The organism is Enterobacter sichuanensis, assembly GCF_009036245.1.
Classification (GTDB): Bacteria; Pseudomonadota; Gammaproteobacteria; order Enterobacterales; family Enterobacteriaceae; genus Enterobacter; species Enterobacter sichuanensis.
In genome coordinates this window covers 2158452-2177670 of the sequence record NZ_CP027986.1, presented here as the reverse complement: position 1 = coordinate 2177670, position 19219 = coordinate 2158452, and the positions used below count along the sequence as shown (strand labels likewise).

Annotated in this window: 17 protein-coding genes; 4 read left to right on the top strand and 13 right to left on the bottom strand. The window is 59.9% G+C overall.

Going from position 1 to position 19219, the window contains the following annotated elements:
- Positions 1-60 precede the first annotated feature (60 nt).
- From paaK to paaA, 11 genes are read right to left on the bottom strand one after another with little or no spacing between them, the layout of a single operon-like run.
- The gene (gene paaK, locus C1N69_RS10455; RefSeq protein WP_155031121.1) at positions 61-1383 is read right to left on the bottom strand and encodes a phenylacetate--CoA ligase PaaK; all 1323 of its coding nucleotides are present in this window, start codon (positions 1381-1383) and stop codon (positions 61-63) included.
- A 27-nt stretch (positions 1384-1410) separates the two neighbouring features.
- A complete protein-coding gene (gene pcaF, locus C1N69_RS10450) occupies positions 1411-2616 on the bottom strand; it encodes a 3-oxoadipyl-CoA thiolase (protein ID WP_155031120.1) in 1206 nt (401 codons plus the stop codon).
- Positions 2616-3038: a hydroxyphenylacetyl-CoA thioesterase PaaI gene (gene paaI / locus C1N69_RS10445; protein ID WP_045286536.1), complete on the bottom strand. Its 423-nt coding sequence runs from the start codon at positions 3036-3038 to the stop codon at positions 2616-2618. The genes pcaF and paaI overlap by 1 nt, the downstream gene beginning before the upstream one ends.
- Complete coding sequence (gene paaH / locus C1N69_RS10440) at positions 3028-4452, bottom strand: 3-hydroxyacyl-CoA dehydrogenase PaaH (RefSeq protein WP_155031119.1); 1425 nt, start codon at positions 4450-4452, stop codon at positions 3028-3030. The genes paaI and paaH overlap by 11 nt, the downstream gene beginning before the upstream one ends.
- 1 nt (position 4453) lies before the next feature.
- A complete protein-coding gene (gene paaG, locus C1N69_RS10435) occupies positions 4454-5242 on the bottom strand; it encodes a 2-(1,2-epoxy-1,2-dihydrophenyl)acetyl-CoA isomerase PaaG (RefSeq protein ID WP_025757967.1) in 789 nt (262 codons plus the stop codon).
- Positions 5242-6009, bottom strand: a complete 768-nt coding sequence (gene paaF / locus C1N69_RS10430) for a 2,3-dehydroadipyl-CoA hydratase PaaF (RefSeq protein ID WP_059385326.1) — start codon at positions 6007-6009, stop codon at positions 5242-5244. The genes paaG and paaF overlap by 1 nt, the downstream gene beginning before the upstream one ends.
- A complete protein-coding gene (paaE, locus tag C1N69_RS10425) occupies positions 6006-7076 on the bottom strand; it encodes a 1,2-phenylacetyl-CoA epoxidase subunit PaaE (RefSeq protein ID WP_095440730.1) in 1071 nt (356 codons plus the stop codon). Before paaE ends, paaF begins: the two co-directional genes overlap by 4 nt.
- Before the next feature lie 7 nt (positions 7077-7083).
- A complete protein-coding gene (gene paaD / locus C1N69_RS10420; RefSeq protein ID WP_047958492.1) occupies positions 7084-7581 on the bottom strand; it encodes a 1,2-phenylacetyl-CoA epoxidase subunit PaaD in 498 nt (165 codons plus the stop codon).
- A gap of 11 nt (positions 7582-7592) precedes the next feature.
- Positions 7593-8339, bottom strand: coding sequence for a 1,2-phenylacetyl-CoA epoxidase subunit PaaC (paaC, locus tag C1N69_RS10415; RefSeq protein WP_095449705.1), 747 nt, complete (start codon positions 8337-8339; stop codon positions 7593-7595).
- A gap of 8 nt (positions 8340-8347) precedes the next feature.
- The gene (gene paaB / locus C1N69_RS10410) at positions 8348-8635 is read right to left on the bottom strand and encodes a 1,2-phenylacetyl-CoA epoxidase subunit PaaB (protein ID WP_025757972.1); all 288 of its coding nucleotides are present in this window, start codon (positions 8633-8635) and stop codon (positions 8348-8350) included.
- Between the two features lie 12 nt (positions 8636-8647).
- The gene (gene paaA, locus C1N69_RS10405; protein ID WP_059385323.1) at positions 8648-9577 is read right to left on the bottom strand and encodes a 1,2-phenylacetyl-CoA epoxidase subunit PaaA; all 930 of its coding nucleotides are present in this window, start codon (positions 9575-9577) and stop codon (positions 8648-8650) included.
- Between the two features lie 284 nt (positions 9578-9861).
- On the opposite strand from paaA, the gene paaZ reads away from it, so the two are divergent.
- The 3 genes from paaZ (at position 9862) to C1N69_RS10385 (ending at position 16146) form a co-directional block, all read left to right on the top strand.
- Complete coding sequence (gene paaZ / locus C1N69_RS10400) at positions 9862-11904, top strand: phenylacetic acid degradation bifunctional protein PaaZ (protein WP_155031118.1); 2043 nt, start codon at positions 9862-9864, stop codon at positions 11902-11904.
- 748 nt (positions 11905-12652) lie between these two features.
- The gene (tynA, locus tag C1N69_RS10390; protein WP_155031117.1) at positions 12653-14920 is read left to right on the top strand and encodes a primary-amine oxidase; all 2268 of its coding nucleotides are present in this window, start codon (positions 12653-12655) and stop codon (positions 14918-14920) included.
- Positions 14921-15039: 119 nt separating this feature from the next.
- Positions 15040-16146 (top strand): GGDEF domain-containing protein, encoded by a 1107-nt coding sequence (locus tag C1N69_RS10385; RefSeq protein ID WP_047958485.1) that lies wholly within the window; start codon positions 15040-15042, stop codon positions 16144-16146.
- Positions 16147-16244: 98 nt separating this feature from the next.
- Here the strand turns inward: C1N69_RS10385 and C1N69_RS10380 are convergent, their stop codons facing one another.
- Positions 16245-17744, bottom strand: coding sequence for an aldehyde dehydrogenase family protein (locus C1N69_RS10380; RefSeq protein ID WP_047958484.1), 1500 nt, complete (start codon positions 17742-17744; stop codon positions 16245-16247).
- Positions 17745-17985: 241 nt separating this feature from the next.
- Here C1N69_RS10380 and feaR point away from each other — a divergent pair, with 241 nt between their 5' ends.
- Positions 17986-18894, top strand: coding sequence for a transcriptional regulator FeaR (feaR, locus tag C1N69_RS10375; protein WP_047958483.1), 909 nt, complete (start codon positions 17986-17988; stop codon positions 18892-18894).
- Here feaR and C1N69_RS10370 read toward each other — a convergent pair whose 3' ends face one another.
- On the bottom strand, positions 18895-19212 hold the full coding sequence (locus C1N69_RS10370; RefSeq protein ID WP_059385317.1) for a YdbL family probable chaperone protein: 318 nt from the start codon (positions 19210-19212) through the stop codon (positions 18895-18897).
- Positions 19213-19219: the final 7 nt, after the last annotated feature.

The window sequence follows — 19219 nt, the reverse complement described above, 5'->3', positions numbered from 1 at the left end:
AAAGGGAGAGGGAACTTAATACACCCTCTCCCTTTGGGAGAGGGCTGGGGTGAGGGAAATTTAACCGTTGGCTGCCACTTTACGCGAATCAAACACCCGGCAGGCTTTGCCCTCTGAGCGCGGGATACTGCCGCAGTTCACGATCGTCACGTCGGTGGAAATCCCCACCATCGACTTAATGCGGTGACGCAGCTGGTGACACACCTGGCAACGCTGCTCGTGCGTTAGCGTCAGGCTGCTCTCTTTTAGCTCCACCTTCACGGAAAGTGAATCAAGATGCCCGCGACGGTTGACCTCCAGCTGGTAGTGCGGAGAGAGGTGTTCGAACTTCACAATCTCCTCTTCCAGCTGTGACGGGAAGACGTTAACGCCGCGGATGATCAGCATATCGTCACTGCGGCCGCTGATGCGGTCCATGCGGCGCATGCTGCGCGCCGTCGCCGGCAGCAGACGCGTCAGGTCGCGGGTGCGATAGCGGATAACCGGCAGCGCCTCTTTGGTCAGCGTGGTGAACAGCAGTTCGCCCTGCTCGCCGTCATCCAGCGGTGTGCCGTCGTTCGGGTTGACGATTTCCGGATAGAAGTGATCTTCCCAGATGGTCGGGCCGTCAACGGTTTCGATACACTCCATCGCCACCCCGGGTCCCATGACCTCCGAGAGGCCATAGATGTCCAGCGCCGTGATGCCTAAGCGTTTCTCAATTTCGCGGCGCATCGCCTGGGTCCACGGCTCGGCGCCGAAGACCCCCACGCGCAGGGAACAACTGCTGGCATCGCCGCCCATCTGCCGCTCCAGCTCCTCAATCAGGTTTAGGCAGTAGGAGGGCGTCACCATGATCATATCCGGCTGGAAATCACGGATCAGCTGCGCCTGTTTCTCCGTCTGGCCGCCGGACATCGGGATCACCGTCGCCCCTAAGCGCTCGGCGCCATAGTGTGCCCCCAGCCCGCCGGTAAACAGGCCATAGCCATACGCCACGTGAATTTTGTCCTTCGCGCTGCCGCCCGCGGCGCGCAGGGAACGGGCTACCAAATTGGCCCAGTTGTCAATGTCGCCTTGCGTGTAGCCGACAACCGTCGGTTTGCCGGTGGTACCGGATGAGGCGTGAATACGCACTACCTGCTCCATCGGCACGGCAAAGGTATCGAATGGGTAGTTATCCCGCAGGTCCTGCTTGGTGGTGCACGGGAATTTACGGATATCCGCCAGCTCTTTGAAATCGTCAGGGTGAACGCCCGCGGCGTCAAACTTGCGTTTGTACATCGGCACGTTGTTATAGGCGTGATGCAGCGTCCATTTCAGACGCTCGGTCTGCAGCGCCTGTAACTCGTCAATGGAGGCCGTCTCAATCGGATCAAGCTTTGTTGTATTTGTCGTTGTCATTGCAGGGTACTCACATTGAAAATTTGATCAAACACGCTCAAGGATCAGGGCAATGCCCTGACCCACACCGATGCACATCGTACACAGCGCGTATCGCCCGCCGCGTCGATGCAGTTCATTGCTGGCTGCCAGCGCCAGCCTGGCGCCGCTCATGCCGAGCGGGTGGCCAAGCGCAATCGCCCCACCGTTTGGGTTAACGTGCGCGGCATCATCCGGCAGCCCCAGTTGACGCAGCACGCCCAGCGCCTGGGAGGCGAAAGCTTCGTTAAGTTCGATAACGTCCATATCGTTAATACTGAGTCCGGCGCGCTCCAGCACCTTGCGGGTGGCAGGTACCGGGCCTAATCCCATCAGGCGTGGCGCCACGCCAGCCGTTGCCATCGCCACGATCCGCGTGCGCGGGACTAACCCCTGCGTCAGCGCCATTTGCTCGCTGGCAACGATCAGCGCCGCCGCGCCGTCGTTGACGCCGGAGGCATTGCCCGCCGTGACTACCCCGTTCTGACGGAACGGCGTTTTCAGTGCGGCCAGCTGTTCAAGCGTGGTGTCCGCACGCGGATGTTCATCCACGCTGAATTCGGTGACCGCGCCCTTTTTACCCGCTACCTGCACCGGCACGATCTCCTGCGCCAGAATGCCGTTCTGCTGCGCCTGTGCGGTACGCTGCTGGCTGCGCAGCGCAAAAGCGTCCTGATCGGCACGACTGATATTTAACAGTTCAGCTACATTCTCTGCCGTTTCCGGCATACTGTCCGTTCCGAAGTGCTGATGCATGAGCGGATTCACAAATCGCCAGCCGATGGTGGTATCAAAGATCTCCGCCTGACGCTGAAACGCGGCGGTGGCTTTGCCCATCACAAATGGCGCACGGGACATCGACTCCACGCCGCCCGCAATCAGCAGATCGCCGTCACCCGCTTTGATGGCGCGTGCGGCAAAACCAATCGCGTCCAGCCCGGAGCCGCACAGGCGGTTGATGGTGGTCCCGGAGACCGTTTGCGGCAGCCCGGCCAGCAATGCCGACATACGCGCCACGTTGCGGTTATCTTCCCCCGCCTGGTTGGCGCAGCCGAAGATCACATCATCTATCCGCTCGAGGTCGAGTTGCGGGTAGCGGGCCAGCAGCGCACGCAGCGGCACGGCACCGAGATCATCGGTCCTTACCGTGGAAAGCGCGCCGCCGTAGCGCCCCACCGGGGTTCGAACGCCATCACAAATAAATGCATCACCCATCAGGCCTCTCCTGTCACACTGCCGCCGATGCGGTGAGATTTCCCGCGAAAAAGGGCGACGGTTTTCTGTTGTTGATTTTGGATCTCAATGTCATACACGCCCGTCAGCTTGCCCTGATGCTTCACCCGCGCGGTGGCGGTAAGCGTGTCCCCGGCAAAGCCCGGACGCAGAAAATCAATCGAGCAGCCTGAGGCCACCGCTGCCAGCCCCTGGCTGTTGCAGGCGTAGGCAAAAGCGGTGTCTGCCAGCGAAAACAGCTGTCCGCCATGGCAGGTGTTGTGCCCGTTGAGCATCTGCGGGGTGATGGTCATGGTCACCACCGCGTAGCCCTCGTCCATCTCGACAATGTCCATCCCCATCGCCTGCGCGCAGGCGTCCCGTTCGTACATGGCGCGGGCGTTATGCCAGGCGTTATGACTCATAGCTACTCTCCAGAAGCGCGCGCTGGCGCAGCAGTGAACAGGGGCGATAGCGTTCCTCGCCGTAATGGCGCTGCAGGTTCTCCAGCAGCGTCAGCAGGCGCTGCCAGCCCAGACGCTCACCCCAGGCAATCGGGCCGCTCGGGTAGTTCACGCCAAGACGCATGGCGGTATCGATATCCTTCTCGCTGGCCACCCCTTTTTGCAGGGAATCCAGCGCTTCATTGGCAATCATCGCCACCGTGCGCCAGATCAACAGGCCAGGATAATCGGCGATTTGCACCACCCGTTTTCCCTGCTGTTGCAGGTAGCGGATGACTTTTTGCGTCGAGGTCAGGGGGTTGCTGGCGGCGGCCGCAATCACCGCCACGTCGCCTTCAATGCGGTCTATCACCACCACCGGGCCGCTCAGGCGTAACGCCAGCGCCTGCGCGGTTTCCCCCTGCGTTTCGATGAGATACACATCATCAATTTTTGTGACACCGTCACGTTCTTTCTCAACGCGCATTGGGCTGTGGCTGTCATCTACGGTCTCAATCCACTGTACGGTGGGTTTGTCACCCTGCCAGTCGTAAACGCCCTTCCCGCTCTTTTTGCCCAGCCTTCCAGCCAGCACCAGCTCCTGCTGCACCAGCGAGGGCAGAAAACGCCGCTCCTGCCAGAAGGCGTTAAATACCGAGCAGGTCACCGCAAAATTAACGTCCTGACCAATCATGTCGGTCAGCTCCAGCGGCCCCATCGGGAAACCGCCCCCTTCGCGCAGGGCAGCGTCAATCACCTCTGGTGCTGCCACCTGCTCTTCCAGCGCGCGCCAGGCTTCGGAATAGAACGGACGCGCGACGCGGTTGACGATGAACCCCGGCGTTGACTGGCAGCGAACCGGCTGTTTCCCCCAGTTCAGTGCCAGCTCGCACAGCGCGTCGGCCACTTCCGGGGAGGTCGCCAGCCCGCTGACCACTTCCACCAGCTTCATCACCGGCGCCGGGTTAAAAAAATGCAGCCCCGCGACGCGTTCCGGGTGGTGTACATCCGCCGCGATTGCCGTGATCGAAATGGAAGAGGTGTTGCTGGTCAGTACCGTCTGCGCCGGGCAGATCTCAGCCAGCCGGACAAACAGTGCTTTTTTCACCTCAAGACGCTCAGAAGCGGCCTCTATCACCAGCTCCGCCGTAGAGAGCGCGCTGATATCAGTGACCGGGAGCAGCCGGGCGAGGATCTGTCCGCTGGCGTCCGCAGAGAGTTTGCCGCGCGTGACCCGGGAAGCCAGACGCTGGCGGATCCCCTCAATGGCGCGTGAAATCGCATCGGCAGAGATGTCGTAAATCAGCACCTGATGGCCGTGGCTGGCAGCAACCTCGGCGATGCCGGCCCCCATCGTGCCGCTGCCAATCACGGCGACAGTCCGTATGTTCAACATCTTATTTCCCCGTAAAGTGTGGCGCGCGCTTCGCCAGGAAGGCGCTGACGCCCTCGCGATAGTCGTCGCTGCGCCCGGCCAGACGTTGATAGTCGCGCTCGAGATCGAGTTGAGCGTCCAGGGTGTTGGTTTCCGCGGCATTGATCGCCTGCTTGATCAGCCCCAGCCCGAAGGTCGGCTGCGACGCAAAGTGCAACGCCATCTGCTGCGCGGTAGCGGAGAGCTGTTCGTCATCCACCACCTGCCAGATCATCCCCCAGGCCTGCGCCTGTTCGGCGCTGAGCTTGTCACCGAGCAGCGCCAGCCCCATGGCACGGGCACGTCCGGCCACGCGCGGCAGCAGCCAGGTGCCACCGCAGTCCGGGACTAACCCGAGCTTGCTGAAGGCCATCACAAAACTGGCGGAACGCGCCGCAATCACCATGTCGCACCCGAGCGCCAGCGTGGCACCGGCACCGGCCGCCACGCCGTTGACCGCGCAGATGACCGGCTTCGGCAGTTTTGCCAGGCGACGAACCAGCGGGTTGTAAAAGGTTTCAACGGACATTCCCAGATCCGGCGCCGGGCCGTTGGGGTCGACATTACGGTCATTCAGATCCTGACCGGCACAGAAACCGCGTCCGGCGCCGGTGATCAGCAGGCAGCGAACGGTGTCATCACGCTCAGCCTGTTTCAGGCACTCGGCGAGTTGCTGATGCATCACGTCATTAAAGCTGTTCAGACGCTCCGGACGGTTCAGCGTAAGGGTCATTACGCCCTGTTCTACATGACTGAGAATAAATTCCACAATTAGCGTCCTTTAAAGTCGGGGGTGCGTTTTTGTAAGAAGGCGTCGATGCCTTCCCGGCGGTCTTCAGTGGCAGAGAGCAGCGTAAACAGCTGACGCTCCTGGGCCAGCCCGGCCTGCAGCGGCACCTCCTGAGACTGGCGCAGCGCCTGTTTCGCCGCCTGCAGTGCCAGCGGCGAGTGGCGCGACATCAGGGTCGCCTGCTTCAGGGCATACTCCAGCGTCAGCGCGGCCGGGAAAACATCACTGACCAGCCCGGCGCTCAGCGCCTGCTCTGCGGAAATGCTCTCGCCGGTCAGCACCATTTTGCTGGCCAGCGATTTACCGACGCAGCGGATAAGACGCTGGGTACCGCCCGCGCCGGGCATAATGCCGAGCGTGATTTCCGGCAGGCCAAAACGGGCGTTGTCACCGGCAATCACCACGTCGCACAGCAGCGCCAGCTCGCAGCCCGCACCCAGCGCGAAGCCGTTCACGGCGGCGATCAGCGGTTTAGGAAAAGCGTTGATACGTGCCCACAGCTGCGGGCGAATATCGTTCAGGGTGGCAGGCAGGTCTTTCTCCGCCATTTCACTGAGATCCGCCCCGGCGGCAAAGCAGCGTTCGTTGCCGTAAATCACGCAGACAGCGACCCCGGTATCCGCTGCGGCGGCCTCAAGCTGCTCCGCCAGCTGCGTTAACAGCGCATTGTTGAGGGCGTTGCGTGCCGCCGGACGGTTCAGCGTCAGCTGCAGCACGCGGCCATGACGGGTGACAGTCAGTTCACTCATGCCATCCCCTTCGCGTCAAAATCCACGATCACATCAGCGGTAAGCGGCAACGACTGGCAGCTCAGCACATACCCGGCGGCCAGCTCGTCCGGCTCCAGGCTGTAGTTGGTCGCCATGTCCACCTTCCCGCGCAGCACTTTGCATTTACAGGTGGCGCACACGCCGCCCTTGCAGGCATACGGGAGATCCGCCCCCTGACGCAGGGCGGCATCAAGGATGCTTTCGTCGTCCGCCGTCAGGGTGATTTCACGGTCGCGTCCGTCCTGGCGCACGGTCACTTTCTGGCCTTCTGCCTGCACGTGCACCGCGCGTTTAACAGTGATTCCGGCGGTATTGAAGCGCTCAAGATGAATCGATTTATCCGGCATTCCCAGCGCCTTCAGCGCGGCTTCGGCGTCGTCCATCATCGCTGACGGGCCGCAGATAAACGCTTCGTCATACTGGCGGAAGTTGATCAGTTTTTTTGCCAGCGCCTGAAGCTTTTCCCCGTCGATGCGGCCATAAAGCAGGTCGCTGTCCAGCCGCTCCTGGCTGAAGATGGAGACCAGCTGCAGCCGCTGCGGGTATTTGTCCTTCAGGTCCGCCAGCGCCTGGCGGAACATCATGCTCTGGCTGCTGCGGTTGCCGTAAATCAGCGTGAAATGGCTGTTCGGTTCGGTCGCAAGCGTCGCGGAGAGAATGGCCAGCATCGGGGTGATCCCGGAGCCTGCCGCAATCGCCAGATAGTGCCCCTCGCGCTCTGCCTGGGGCTGGTAGCCAAACTGCCCCTGGGGAACCATCACCTCCAGCGCCATCCCCGCTTTGATCTCGTCCCGGGCATAGCGGGAAAAGCGCCCGCCTTCGATGGCTTTGACCGCCACACTGATCTCGCCCGGAGCGGTACTCCGGCAGATGGAGTAGCAGCGGCGCAGCTCATCCCCGCCCAGCGTCGTTTTCAGGGTCAGGTGCTGGCCGGGACGAAAGCGGTAGGCTTCCTGCAGCGCCTGTGGCACCGCGAACGTGATGGTCACCGCGTCGCGGGTTTCGGGTTCCACTTTTGCCACTGTTAATGAATGAAACGTTGTCATGGCAGCCTCAAATACATTTGAAATAGTCGAAGGGCTCACGGCAGGCATTGCAGCGGTAGAGCGCTTTGCACGCCGTCGAACCAAATTCACTGATAAGCGAGGTGTCGGTGCTGGCGCAGCGCGGACAGCTCACCCCGGCCGGCGCGTGCGCGTGACAGCTATGGCCCACGGGCGGGCTGATACCGTATGCCCGCAGGCGCTCGCGCGCGTCGGGGGTCATCCAGTCGGTAGTCCAGGCGGGTTCAAGCTGGAGCACGATATGCACCGGGGTAAAGCCATGGGCGGTCATCGCGTCGCGGATCGCCCCCAGCAGATGTTCCGTTGCCGGACACCCCGAGTAGGTGGGCGTGAAGCCAATAACCCAGCCTTCACCCTGCGCCTTCACGCTGCGCACCATGCCTAAATCGGTGATGGTGAGTACCGGCACTTCCGGGTCCGGGATCTGGCTTAACAGCGCCCAGATTTGCGGAATTTGCGCAGGCGCGATGTCGACGAGGCGTTGCATAGCGTTCTCCTTTACCACTGCTGACCGGGATACGCGCGCTGGAGATACTGCATTTCCGCCAGCATCGGACCGAGATGTTCGGTATGCAGCCCTTTCTTGCCCCCGGTGCGGTACGCCACCTCTTCGGGCACCCGCAGGCAGGCTTCATTCAGACCGGCAAAGACTTCGCTTTCCCACGGCTGACGCAGCGTGCGCGGGTCAACCGCCACGCCGGCGTCAATCAATTCCAGCTCGACGTCATCCGCCTCAAACAGCTCCGCCGTAAAACGCCACAGGTTGTCGATGGCCTGCTGCATTTTTTGCGCGGAGGTTTCGGTGCCGTCGCCCAGCCGCACCAGCCAGCCGCGGCTAAAGCGCAGGTGGTAGCGTGCCTCTTTAATCGCTTTGGCGGCGATGGCGGCAAGCTGGCTGTCGCGGCTTTGGGTCAGGCGTTCGTACAGCGCGACGTTCCAGGCATCCATCAGATACTGGCGGGCAATCGTGTCGGCGAAGCTGCCGTTCGGCTGTTCCACCAGCAGAAGATTGCGGAACTGGCGCTCGTCACGACCAAACGCCAGCGTGTCTTCATCGCCCTGTCCTTCCAGCCCGGCGGCATAGCTCAGGAAATTGCGCGCCTGGCCCAGCAGGTCAAGCCCGATATTGGCGAGCGCGAGGTCAATCTCCAGCTCCGGGGCGTGGCCACACCAGGCGCCCAGACGCTGGGAGAGCACCAGACCGTTGTCGCCCAGACGCAGGGCATAGGCAGTCACTGAATTCATTCTTTGCCTCACATGTGCTCGATGCCGTCGGGGAGGGTGTAAAACGTCGGGTGGCGGTAAACCTTGCTTTCCGCCGGGTCGAAGAACTCGCCGCTCTCTTCCGGCTGGGAGGCGACAATCTCGCTCGCCTTAACCACCCAGATAGAGCATCCTTCGCTGCGCCGGGTGTAGGCATCGCGCGCATTTTCCAGCGCCATGCGGTCGTCGGCGGCATGCAGGCTGCCCACGTGACGGTGGGACAACCCTTGTTTGCTGCGTACGAACACCTCGTACAGCGGCCAGTAGACATTGCTCATGGTTATTTCCTCTTATGCGGCCTGACGGGCGCGTTGTTTTTCAGCATGCGCCAGCGCGGCTTCCCGCACCCATGCCCCCTCTTCCCAGGCTTTACGCTTGGCCGCCAGGCGTTCGTGATTGCAGATCCCACGTCCGTTAATGACCTCTTCAAACTCCTGCCAGTCGATCTCGCCGAAACGGTAGTGACCGCTCTCTTCGTCAAAGCGCAGATCGGGATCGGGCACCGTCATGCCCAGCATCTCCACCTGCGGCACTGTGTTGTCGACAAAGCGCTGGCGCAGTTCGTCATTACCGAAACGTTTGATTTTCCAGGCCAGGCTGCGGGCGCTGTTCGGCGAGTTGTCATCGTTCGGCCCGAACATCATCAGCGCCGGCCACCAGAAGCGGTTGATGGCGTCCTGCAGCATCTGGCGCTGGGCCTCGTTCCCCTGCGCCAGCGCCATGCAGGCTTCGAAACCCTGACGCTGGTGGAAGCTCTCTTCTTTACAGATTTTCACCATCGCCCGGGCATAGGGTCCGTAAGAGGTGCGGCACAGTGCCACCTGGTTGACGATGGCGGCGCCATCTACCAGCCAGCCAATCACGCCGATATCGGCCCAGCTCAGAGTCGGGTAGTTAAAAATGGAGGAGTATTTCATCTTGCCGTCGAGCATCTTCTGGTAGAGATCTTCCCGCGCGCAGCCCAGCGTTTCGGCTGCGCTGTAGAGGTAGAGCCCGTGTCCGGCTTCGTCCTGCACCTTCGCCAGCAGGATCGCCTTTCGACGCAGCGTCGGCGCGCGGGTGATCCAGTTCCCCTCCGGCAGCATGCCGACAATTTCGGAGTGCGCATGCTGACCAATCTGGCGGATCAACGTCTTACGGTAGGCGTCAGGCATCCAGTCCTGAGGCTCAATCGCCGTCTCCTGCGCTATGCGCTGCTCAAACCGTTGTTCTTGCGTCACGTCATCACCTTTATGATTCGTTAGTTTGCAAATTAAAGCGTAATGTTGAATCACTTTGTTTTTTAAAAGTTACACAAAGGTTAAATATAACCCCAAGAATTGTTTCCTGGTTTTGTGATGTCGCTCGCAAGGCTTTACCTGAGCGCCTCTCATCACTGTGCTGTGAGCGCAATGATTCGTCATCCCGGATCACAATGTTAACAATTCATTAAAACTCAGCTTGATTTTTATGATTCACGATCAAACTATTAATAGTGAAATTACGTAACATTTGGAGATAAGCAATGCAGCAGTTAGCCAGCTTCTTGTCCGGTACCTGGCAGTCTGGCCGGGGACGTGAACGCACTATTCATCACGCCATCAGTGGCGAAGCGCTGTGGAGCGTGACCAGCGAAGGGCTGGATATGGCAGCCGCCCGACGCTATGCAATTGAGCGCGGCGGCGAAGCACTTCACGGGATGACCTTTATCGAACGTGCGGCCATGCTGAAGGCGGTGGCAAAGCACCTGCTTGGTGAGAAAGAGACGTTTTATGCCCTCTCCGCCCAGACCGGGGCGACGAAAGCAGACAGCTGGGTCGATATTGAAGGCGGCATCGGCACCCTCTTCACTTACGCCAGCCTGGGCAGCCGTGAACTGCCGGATGACACGCTGTGGCCGGAGGATGAACTGATCCCGCTGTCAAAAGAAGGTGGCTTTGCGGCGCGTCACGTTCTGACCTCGAAGGCCGGCGTGGCGGTGCATATCAACGCCTTTAACTTCCCCTGCTGGGGGATGCTGGAAAAACTGGCGCCGACGTGGCTTGCCGGCATGCCCGCCATTATCAAACCCGCGACCGCTACCGCGCAGGTTACGCAGGCGATGGTGAAATCCATCGTGGACAGCGGACTGGTGCCGGACGGCGCCATTACCCTGATCTGCGGCGGCGCGGGCGATCTGCTGAATCAGCTCGACAGCCAGGACGTGGTCACCTTTACCGGCTCCGCCAGCACCGGACAAAGCCTGCGCGTGCACCCCAATATTGTGGCGAATTCAATTCCATTCACCATGGAGGCCGACTCCCTGAACTGCTGCGTGCTGGGTGAAGACGTCACCCCGGAACAGCCGGAGTTCGCCCTGTTCATCCGGGAAGTGGTGCGTGAGATGACCGCCAAGGCCGGACAAAAATGTACCGCAATCCGCCGCATTATCGTCCCGCAAAACCAGATTGAAGCCGTCAGCCAGGCGCTGATTGCGCGGCTGGAAAAGGTAGTGGTGGGCGACCCGGCGCAGGAAGGAGTGAAGATGGGCGCGCTGGTCAACGCTGAACAGCGCGCGGACGTTCAGGAGAAGGTGAATCAGCTGATCGCCGCTGGCTGTCAGATCCGTCTGGGTGGAAAAGCGGATTTGCAGGCCGCTGGCGCATTCTTCCCGCCGACCCTGCTGTTCTGTCCGCAGCCGGATGAAACCCCGGCGGTCCACGCGACGGAGGCTTTCGGCCCGGTTGCAACTCTGATGCCATATCGGAATGCACAGCACGCGATGCAGCTTGCCCGCGCCGGCGGCGGCAGCCTGGCGGGAACGCTGGTTACCGCCGATCCGGCCATTGCCCGCCAGTTTATTGCCGGCGCGGCGCGCGCCCACGGGCGTATTCAGATCCTTAACGAGGAATCCGCAAAAGAGTCTACCGGCCACGGCTCCCCTCTGCCGCAGCTGGTTCATGGCGGTCCGGGCCGCGCGGGCGGTGGCGAAGAGCTGGGCGGGCTGCGCGCGGTGAAGCACTACCTGCAGCGCACCGCGATCCAGGGCAGTCCGACCATGCTGGCCGCCATTGGCAAACAGTGGGTGCGCGGCGCAACGGTGCAGGAAGATCGCGTGCATCCGTTCCGCAAATACTTCGAGGAGCTGCAGCCGGGCGACAGCCTGCTGACGCCGCGTCGTACCCTGACGGAAGCGGACATCGTGAACTTTGCCTGCCTGAGCGGCGACCACTTCTACGCCCATATGGACAAGATCGGCGCGGCAGAGTCGATCTTTGGCGAGCGCGTGGTGCACGGCTACTTCCTGATTTCCGCCGCGGCGGGACTGTTTGTCGACGCGGGCGTCGGGCCGGTGATTGCCAACTACGGTATGGAAAACCTGCGCTTTATCGAGCCGGTTAAGCCGGGCGACACCATTCAGGTGCGTCTGACCTGCAAACGTAAAACGCAGAAGAAACAGCGTACCGCAGAGGAAAAACCCACCGGCGTGGTGGAATGGACGGTTGAGATTTTTAACCAGCACCAGCAGGCGGTGGCGCTCTACTCCATTCTGACGCTGGTGGCGCGCCAGCAGGGTGATTACAGCTAAGTTCCCTGCTTCTAATCCTCTCCACAATGGCTGAGCGCTCTCAAGTAATTGTAAGCAGAAGCAATAACGCTGCTTTTAGAATGACCGAGGGCCTTCAGCGATGTCCTGGTCCGGCTGTAAATCGCTGAGGCGTTTCCTTCCGGCCGGGGCGAGGCGCAGGGATGCGCCGAGAGGGCGGGCTTTACAGGGATGTTACCTCCGCCCGTCCCCGAAAAGCCGGAAGGAATAAGCCGAGGGTACCGCGAAGCGGCGATTTACCGCCGGGAGCCCGGGTCGCCAGGGTGGTGGCGACTGAGCCACCCTGGCACGTTCACAGGCCATGTCGTTACAGAGTAGCAGGGGACATAAAGTGAACGGAATGACCACCAGAGCCTTATGTTCCCCCTCACCCCAGCCCTCTCCCTCAAGGGAGAGGGGGCCGTCTGTGCTGACATCACTTGTGGGGCTTCCTCAGCCTTAATGGGGAGAGCAAATGGCCCTGGATGTGTCGTCATCCCGCTCTTTTTTTAACCTGGCAAGACTGACAAATAATCTGGCAGATGCAGGCAAACGCTTTTCTCAGGCGCCTGTCAGGATAAGGCTATCACAACACAATATACCCTAAATAATTCGAGTTGCAGGAAGGCGGCAAGGGAACGAATCACCGGGAGCGTACATAAGTACGTGACTGGGGTGAGTGAGTGAGTGCAGCCAACGCACCTGCAACTTGAAGTATGACGGGTATAAACACAACAAGATGAGGTCTACGATGGGAAGCAATTCTTCTGCCCGCAGAACGGCACTGGCCATGGCCGTTACGCTGTGTTGCGCCTGGCAATCCCCTGTTTTCGCCCACGGCAGTGAGGCGCATATGGTCCCGATGGACAAAACGCTACAGGACTTTGGCGCGGACGTTCAGTGGGATGATTACGCACAGATGTTTACCATTGCGAAAGACGGTGCCTTTGTGAAGGTCAAACCGGGTGCCAAAACCGCCATCGTCAACGGCAAAACCCTCAAGCTTGAGGTGCCGGTGGTGATGAAAGGCAAGAAAGCCTTTATTTCAGACAGCTTCATCAACGATGTTTTCCAGTCCGGTCTTGACCAGACCTTCCAGGTTGAAAAAAGCCCTCACCCGTTAAACGCCCTAACGGCGGACGAAATTAAGCAGGCCGTCGAGATTGTGAAAACCTCGGCGGATTTTAAACCCAATACCCGCTTCACCCAGATTGCCCTTGCCGAGCCAGAGAAAGCCAAAGTGTGGGACTTTGTACTTAACGGCACGCCAGTGGATGCCCCCCGCCAGGCGAAGATCGTGATGCTGGATGGAAAGCACGTTATCGAAAGCGTGGTGGATCTGAAGGATAAAAAAATCCTGCGCTGGGAACCGGTGAAAGACGCGCACGGTATGGTGCTGCTGGATGATTTCACCGCGGTGCAGCAGATCATCAACGAGAGCACCGAGTTTGCTGAGGTGCTGAAAAAACACGGCATTACCGACACCAAAAAAGTGATCACCACGCCGCTTACCGTGGGCTATTTCGACGGTAAAGACGGTCTGAAGCAGGAAGATCGCCTGCTGAAAGTGGTGAGCTATCTCGATGTCGGCGACGGCAACTACTGGGCGCACCCGATTGAGAACCTGGTGGCCGTGGTGGATCTTGAGCAGAAAAAAATCCAGAAAATAGAAGAAGGCGCCGTGATCCCGGTGCCCATGACCCCGCGCCCCTATGATGGCCGCGACCGGGTAGAGACGCCGAAAAAGCCGCTCGACATTACTGAACCGGAAGGCAAAAACTACACCATTACCGGCGACAGGGTTCACTGGCAGAACTGGGATTTCCACCTGAGCCTCGACTCCCGCGTCGGCCCGATGATTTCGACCGTCACGTATAACGACAACGGCAAAAAGCGCCAGATTATGTATCAGGGCTCCTTAGGCGGGATGATCGTCCCGTATGGCGACCCGGACGTGGGCTGGTACTTTAAAGCCTATCTCGACTCCGGCGACTACGGTATGGGCACCCTGACCTCCCCGCTGGTGCGCGGGAAAGACGTCCCGTCCAACGCCGTGATGCTCAATGAAACCATCCCGGATTACACCGGCGCGCCGATGGAGATCCCACGCGCGATCGCCATTTTCGAACGCTACGCCGGGCCGGAATACAAGCATCAGGAGATGGGCCAGCCTAACGTCAGCACCGAGCGCCGCGAGCTGGTGGTGCGCTGGGTGAGCACCGTTGGCAACTACGATTACATTTTCGACTGGGTGTTCCATGAAAATGGCACCATCGGCATTGACGCAGGCGCGACAGGAATCGAAGCAGTGAAAGGCGTGCAGGCGAAAACCATGCACGATGCCACCGCCAAAGACGACACCCGTTACGGCACGCTGATCGATCACAACATCGTGGGCACCACGCACCAGCACATCTATAACTTCCGCCTGGATATGGATGTGGATGGCATCAACAACAAGCTGGTGGCCATGGATCCGGAAGTGAAACCGAATACCGCCGGCGGCCCGCGCACCAGCACCATGCAGATCAATCAGTATGATATTGATACCGAGCAGCAGGCGGCGCAGAAATTCGATCCAGGCACTATTCGCCTGCTGAGCAACACCCGCAAAGAGAACCGCATGGGCAACCCGGTTTCATACCAGATCATCCCTTACGCGGGCGGTACGCACCCGGTGGCGACCGGTGCGAAGTTTGCCCCGGACGAGTGGATTTACCATCGCCTGAGCTTTATGGATAAACAGCTGTGGGTGACCCGCTACCACCCGGATGAGCTCTACCCGGAAGGAAAATTCCCTAACCGCTCGATCCACGACACGGGCCTGGGACAGTACAGCAAAGATAACGAGTCGCTGAACGACCAGGATGACGTGGTCTGGATGACCACCGGCACCACCCACGTGGCGCGCGCGGAGGAGTGGCCGATCATGCCAACGGAATGGGTGCATACCCTGCTTAAACCGTGGAACTTCTTCGACGAGACGCCAACGCTCGGCAAGAAGAAAGAGAATAAATAACTCCCCGCCGGGCAATTGCCCGGCTTTTTTTTGCCGCAACATTTGAGGATCGTCCAGGCTTGCTTATAGTTACTGATATCTCAGCCGCATGATTTATCCCCCGGACGGGAAAGGATTTTATGGAAAAAAGAAAAAAACCGCCCCTCGAACGGGCGACCTGGCCGACACGTCATGCCATGGTCATGCATGGCCTGGCGAAAAACCTGCCGTGGCTGGCCTTCGTCAACGTCAGTTTCGCGGTAATGATCCTGCTGCGACACGTCCTGCTTAAGCCCGGCGATCCCCTTTATCCGACCTCTCCGCATCTGACAAAAATGGTCGATGCCTCAATGCTCGGCATTATTATCCTCTCTGCGGCACTGATCCTGATGACATGGCGACGCATCGCCGGTATTAGCGTGGTGCTGTTTTTCTGTAGCGCCATCTGGTCAGTCGCCTGTTTCTGGTTTATTACCCAGCTGCTGCTGCCCCATGTCTGGCCGCTGTGCGTCATTCTGTTACTCGCCGGTTTGACGGCGCTCTACTTTTACCCCGAGGGGTTGCTCGCCTTTGAACTTCCGCTCTGGATCACCCTGCTGATTGCTAGCTGGAGGCTCAATGACGGTCTCAACCTTCACTTCGTCATCATCTGGAGCGTGTTTACGCTGATCCTGATCTGCGGACGTTTCATCCTGTTGAGCTGGTTTGACGAAGCCTGGCGACGCAACCAGCAAAATCAGCTGCTGATTTCCCGGCTGGACGCGCTGGCGCATCAGGATCCGTTAACCAAAACCGCCAATCGCCGAAAAATGGAAGTGGTGCTGGAAAACGCCGTTGAGCAGAAAAAAACCTTCTCGGTGATCATGCTGGATATCGACTATTTCAAGCGCTACAACGATACCTACGGGCACCAGGCGGGTGACGAATGTCTGACGCGCGTAGCGCGGGTGCTGAAGCAGTCGGTGCGCACACCTGAGGATGTGGTCTCTCGCTACGGCGGCGAAGAGTTTCTGGTGATTTTGTTTAATTGCCCTGAAGCCATCGCGGAAAAGGTTGCCCTGCGTATTCAGGACGGCCTGCGCGCAGAGGCCATCCCGCATGGGGCCTCAGCGGTCAGCGACCATGTCACGGTGAGCATGGGGATTACGAGTATGGCGGAGGGGCTAGCCGGCACCGAGATCATCGCCCGCGCCGACGCGGCGCTGTACCGGGCGAAAGAGGCCGGGCGGGATCGGTGGTCGCGGTGATAAAGCCCGATGCGGCCTGATGCCCTCACCCTGACCCTCTCCCACGGGAGAGGGAACAAACACTAAAAAGGCAACCTCCCGGTTGCCTTTTGCTTTTACTAGTACCGCACGCACACCGATTTAGTTTCACACCAGCCGTCCAGCCAGTCCGGGCCAAAATCACGTCCGGTGCCGGACTGCTTCATCCCGCCGAACGGCAGGTTGGCGTCAATCAGCGTGTGGCTGTTCACCCAGACGGTGCCCGCCTGCAGCCTGTCGGTATACTCCAGCGCCTTGCTGATATTCTGCGTCCAGACGCTGGCCGTCAGGCCATATTCGGTGTCGTTTGCCAGCTGGAGCGCCTCTTCCCCGTCGGAGACGCGCACGAGATTGACCACCGGGCCGAACACCTCTTCGCGGGTCAAGCGCAGCCCGGCATCCGGGTTTACCACCAGTGTTGGCGAAACGTAATAGCCTTTGCCTTCCGGGCCTCGGTTGCCGACGATCAGCTCCGCGTTGCGCGATTTTGCTTCATCAAGGAAGGTTTGCACCTTGTCGCAATGCGCACGCGACACCAGCGGGTTGATAAACGCCTCCGGCGACATGCCCGGCCCAACGCTCAGGGATTTCACCGCCTGCTCAAACCCGCTGACCAGCGTGTCGAAGAGCGGCGCCTCAATGTAGATGCGTGAGCTCGCCGCGCAAACCTGCCCCTGGTTCAGGAAGCTGCCGGTCATCAGGCCTTCGATCACCCAGGCCGGGTCGGCATCCTTCAGCACAATCGCCGGGTTTTTGCCCCCCAGTTCCAGCGTCACCCCGGTCAGCGTGTCCGCCGCCGTGCGGGCAATCTGCTTGCCGGTCGCCGTTGAGCCAGTGAAACTGACCTTGGCAATATGCGGATGCGCGGTCAGCGCTGCGCCACACACCGCGCCGCTGCCGGTTACCACATTGAATACCCCGTCCGGGATCCCCGCTTCGCTGGCCAGTTCCGCCACGCGCAGCATGGTCAGCGGCGTGGTTTCCGACGGTTTAATGACGATAGAACACCCCGCCGCCAGAGCAGGCATCACCTTCCACATCCCGATCATCAGCGGGAAGTTCCAGGGGACAATCCCGGCCACCACGCCAACCGGCTCTTTGCGCGTCCACGCCTGGTAGCGTGCGCCCTGCGGCAGCGGAATGGAGAGGTCGAGGGTTTTCCCAGCAATTTTAGTGGTCAGCCCGGCGGTATAGCGCATCCAGTTGAGGGTACAGCCGACTTCAAAGGCGCGGGAGATGTTGATGGACTTGCCCTGCTCCAGCGTTTCAAGCTGGGCCAGCTCCTCGCTGTGCTGCTCCACCAGATCGGCGAAATGGAGCAGGATCCGCTCGCGCTCCGCCGGTAATTTTCCGGCCCAGCTGCGGGCGACGAAGGCGCGCCAGCCGGACATCACGGCGCGATCAACGTCATCGACGCTGGCATCGGCAGTCGAGGCTATCACCTCGCCCGTGGCCGGGTTATAGACATTGAGCCGTTTTTCACTGTCCGACGCGGCCTGACGCCCTTCAATCCACAGGCCATGATGTCGGTCTAAAAACTGCTGCACGGCAGGCTGAATAGCCACCTGTGATTCAGACATAGGATACTCCTTCGTTATTATTCGCAGGGTGTTTATCCAGTCTAAGAGGGGTTTCGCATTCCCGCTTTTGTCTCTGTGACATTCGCTTTGCCACCTGTGACAGGCTCCGCAAATCGTGATAATTCCGTCTTATAGCGCTGTCCCCGGTGAGTGTTCTTTCCTATAGTCAGCCTCAGAGCTCTGACAAAATGCAACACAAATGCAACAATGCGTAAACGTTGACGGTGCAGTGAGAAAAACGATGGCGTGTGCAAGCGAGCAGGAACAGTATCAGCAGTGGCTGGCGCAAATTAACCAGGTTTGCGGGCGTTTTAACGCGCGTCCTCTGGAGGGAAAATTCTTCGGTGAACTGGAGACCAGCTATGCGCGCAGCTTGAAGCTCAGTACCGTGACCGCTGGCGGCGTTACCCTGTTCCGCTCCCGCCAGGAGATCAGAGACAGTAACGATGCCTGGTTCTATACCGTGTTTCAGCTTGAAGGCAGCGCGCAAATCGAGCAGGACGATCGCCGCTCTGTGCTGAGAACCGGGGATATTACGCTGATTGACGCATCGCGCCCGTGCTCAATTCACTGGCAGGAAAAATCCCGCCAGATTTCGCTGCTGGTGCCCCGTCAGATCATTGAGCAGCAGTGCCGGTTTCAGGAGATCAGCTGCGCGCTGACGCTCTCCCGTTCGTTGCCAACGGTACAGTTAAGCCATAGGCTTTTGATGGAGAGTATGAGTAATGCCGACCTGAGCGACCGGGAGAGTGAAGCGGCGCTTGAAGCGATGGTGTGCCTGCTGCGCCCGGCGTTCCAGCAGCGCGAGTTGATTCAGCCGCGTAAGGAACGCCAGTTCCGGCAGGTGGTGGCGCTGATCGACGACAACATTCAGTCTGACTCTCTGCGTCCGGAATGGATTGCCGCCGAAAGCGGAATGTCCGTGCGCAGCCTCTATCGCATGTTTGCCGAAAAAGGGCTGGTGGTGGCGCAGTACATTAAAAACCGTCGTCTGGATCTCTGCGCGCAGGTGCTACGCTCCGCCGGAGATGATGAAAAGCTGGCGGGAATTGGCTACAGCTGGGGGTTCACCGACCATAGCCATTTTTCAACGGCCTTTAAGCAGCGTTTTGGCGTCTCACCGGGTGAATACCGCAGGCGCTACCGTTAGTTACTTTCTGAGCCACTTTCCGTTAATGCCCTTCACGTACTCGCCCGGCTGCGCGCGGGCAACCAGCTTTTGACCTGCCATTTTCGCCACTTCATCCACCGGCAGATTGTTGCTGTCCGCCAGTTTCTGGTAGTTTTCCGTGCGGGCCGCGTTGATGCGGCTGACCAGTGCCAGCGTTTCCGCGTCCTGTTGAATCGGGGCCAGATAGCCGCTGAGGGTTTCCCCCACCCGGCCCTGCGCCCGGGCGTCGTTCAGGGTCAGCGCCGCCGCCTGCACGTTCATCCCTAATGCCAGTAAAATCAGAGCTAATCGTTTCATAGCATCC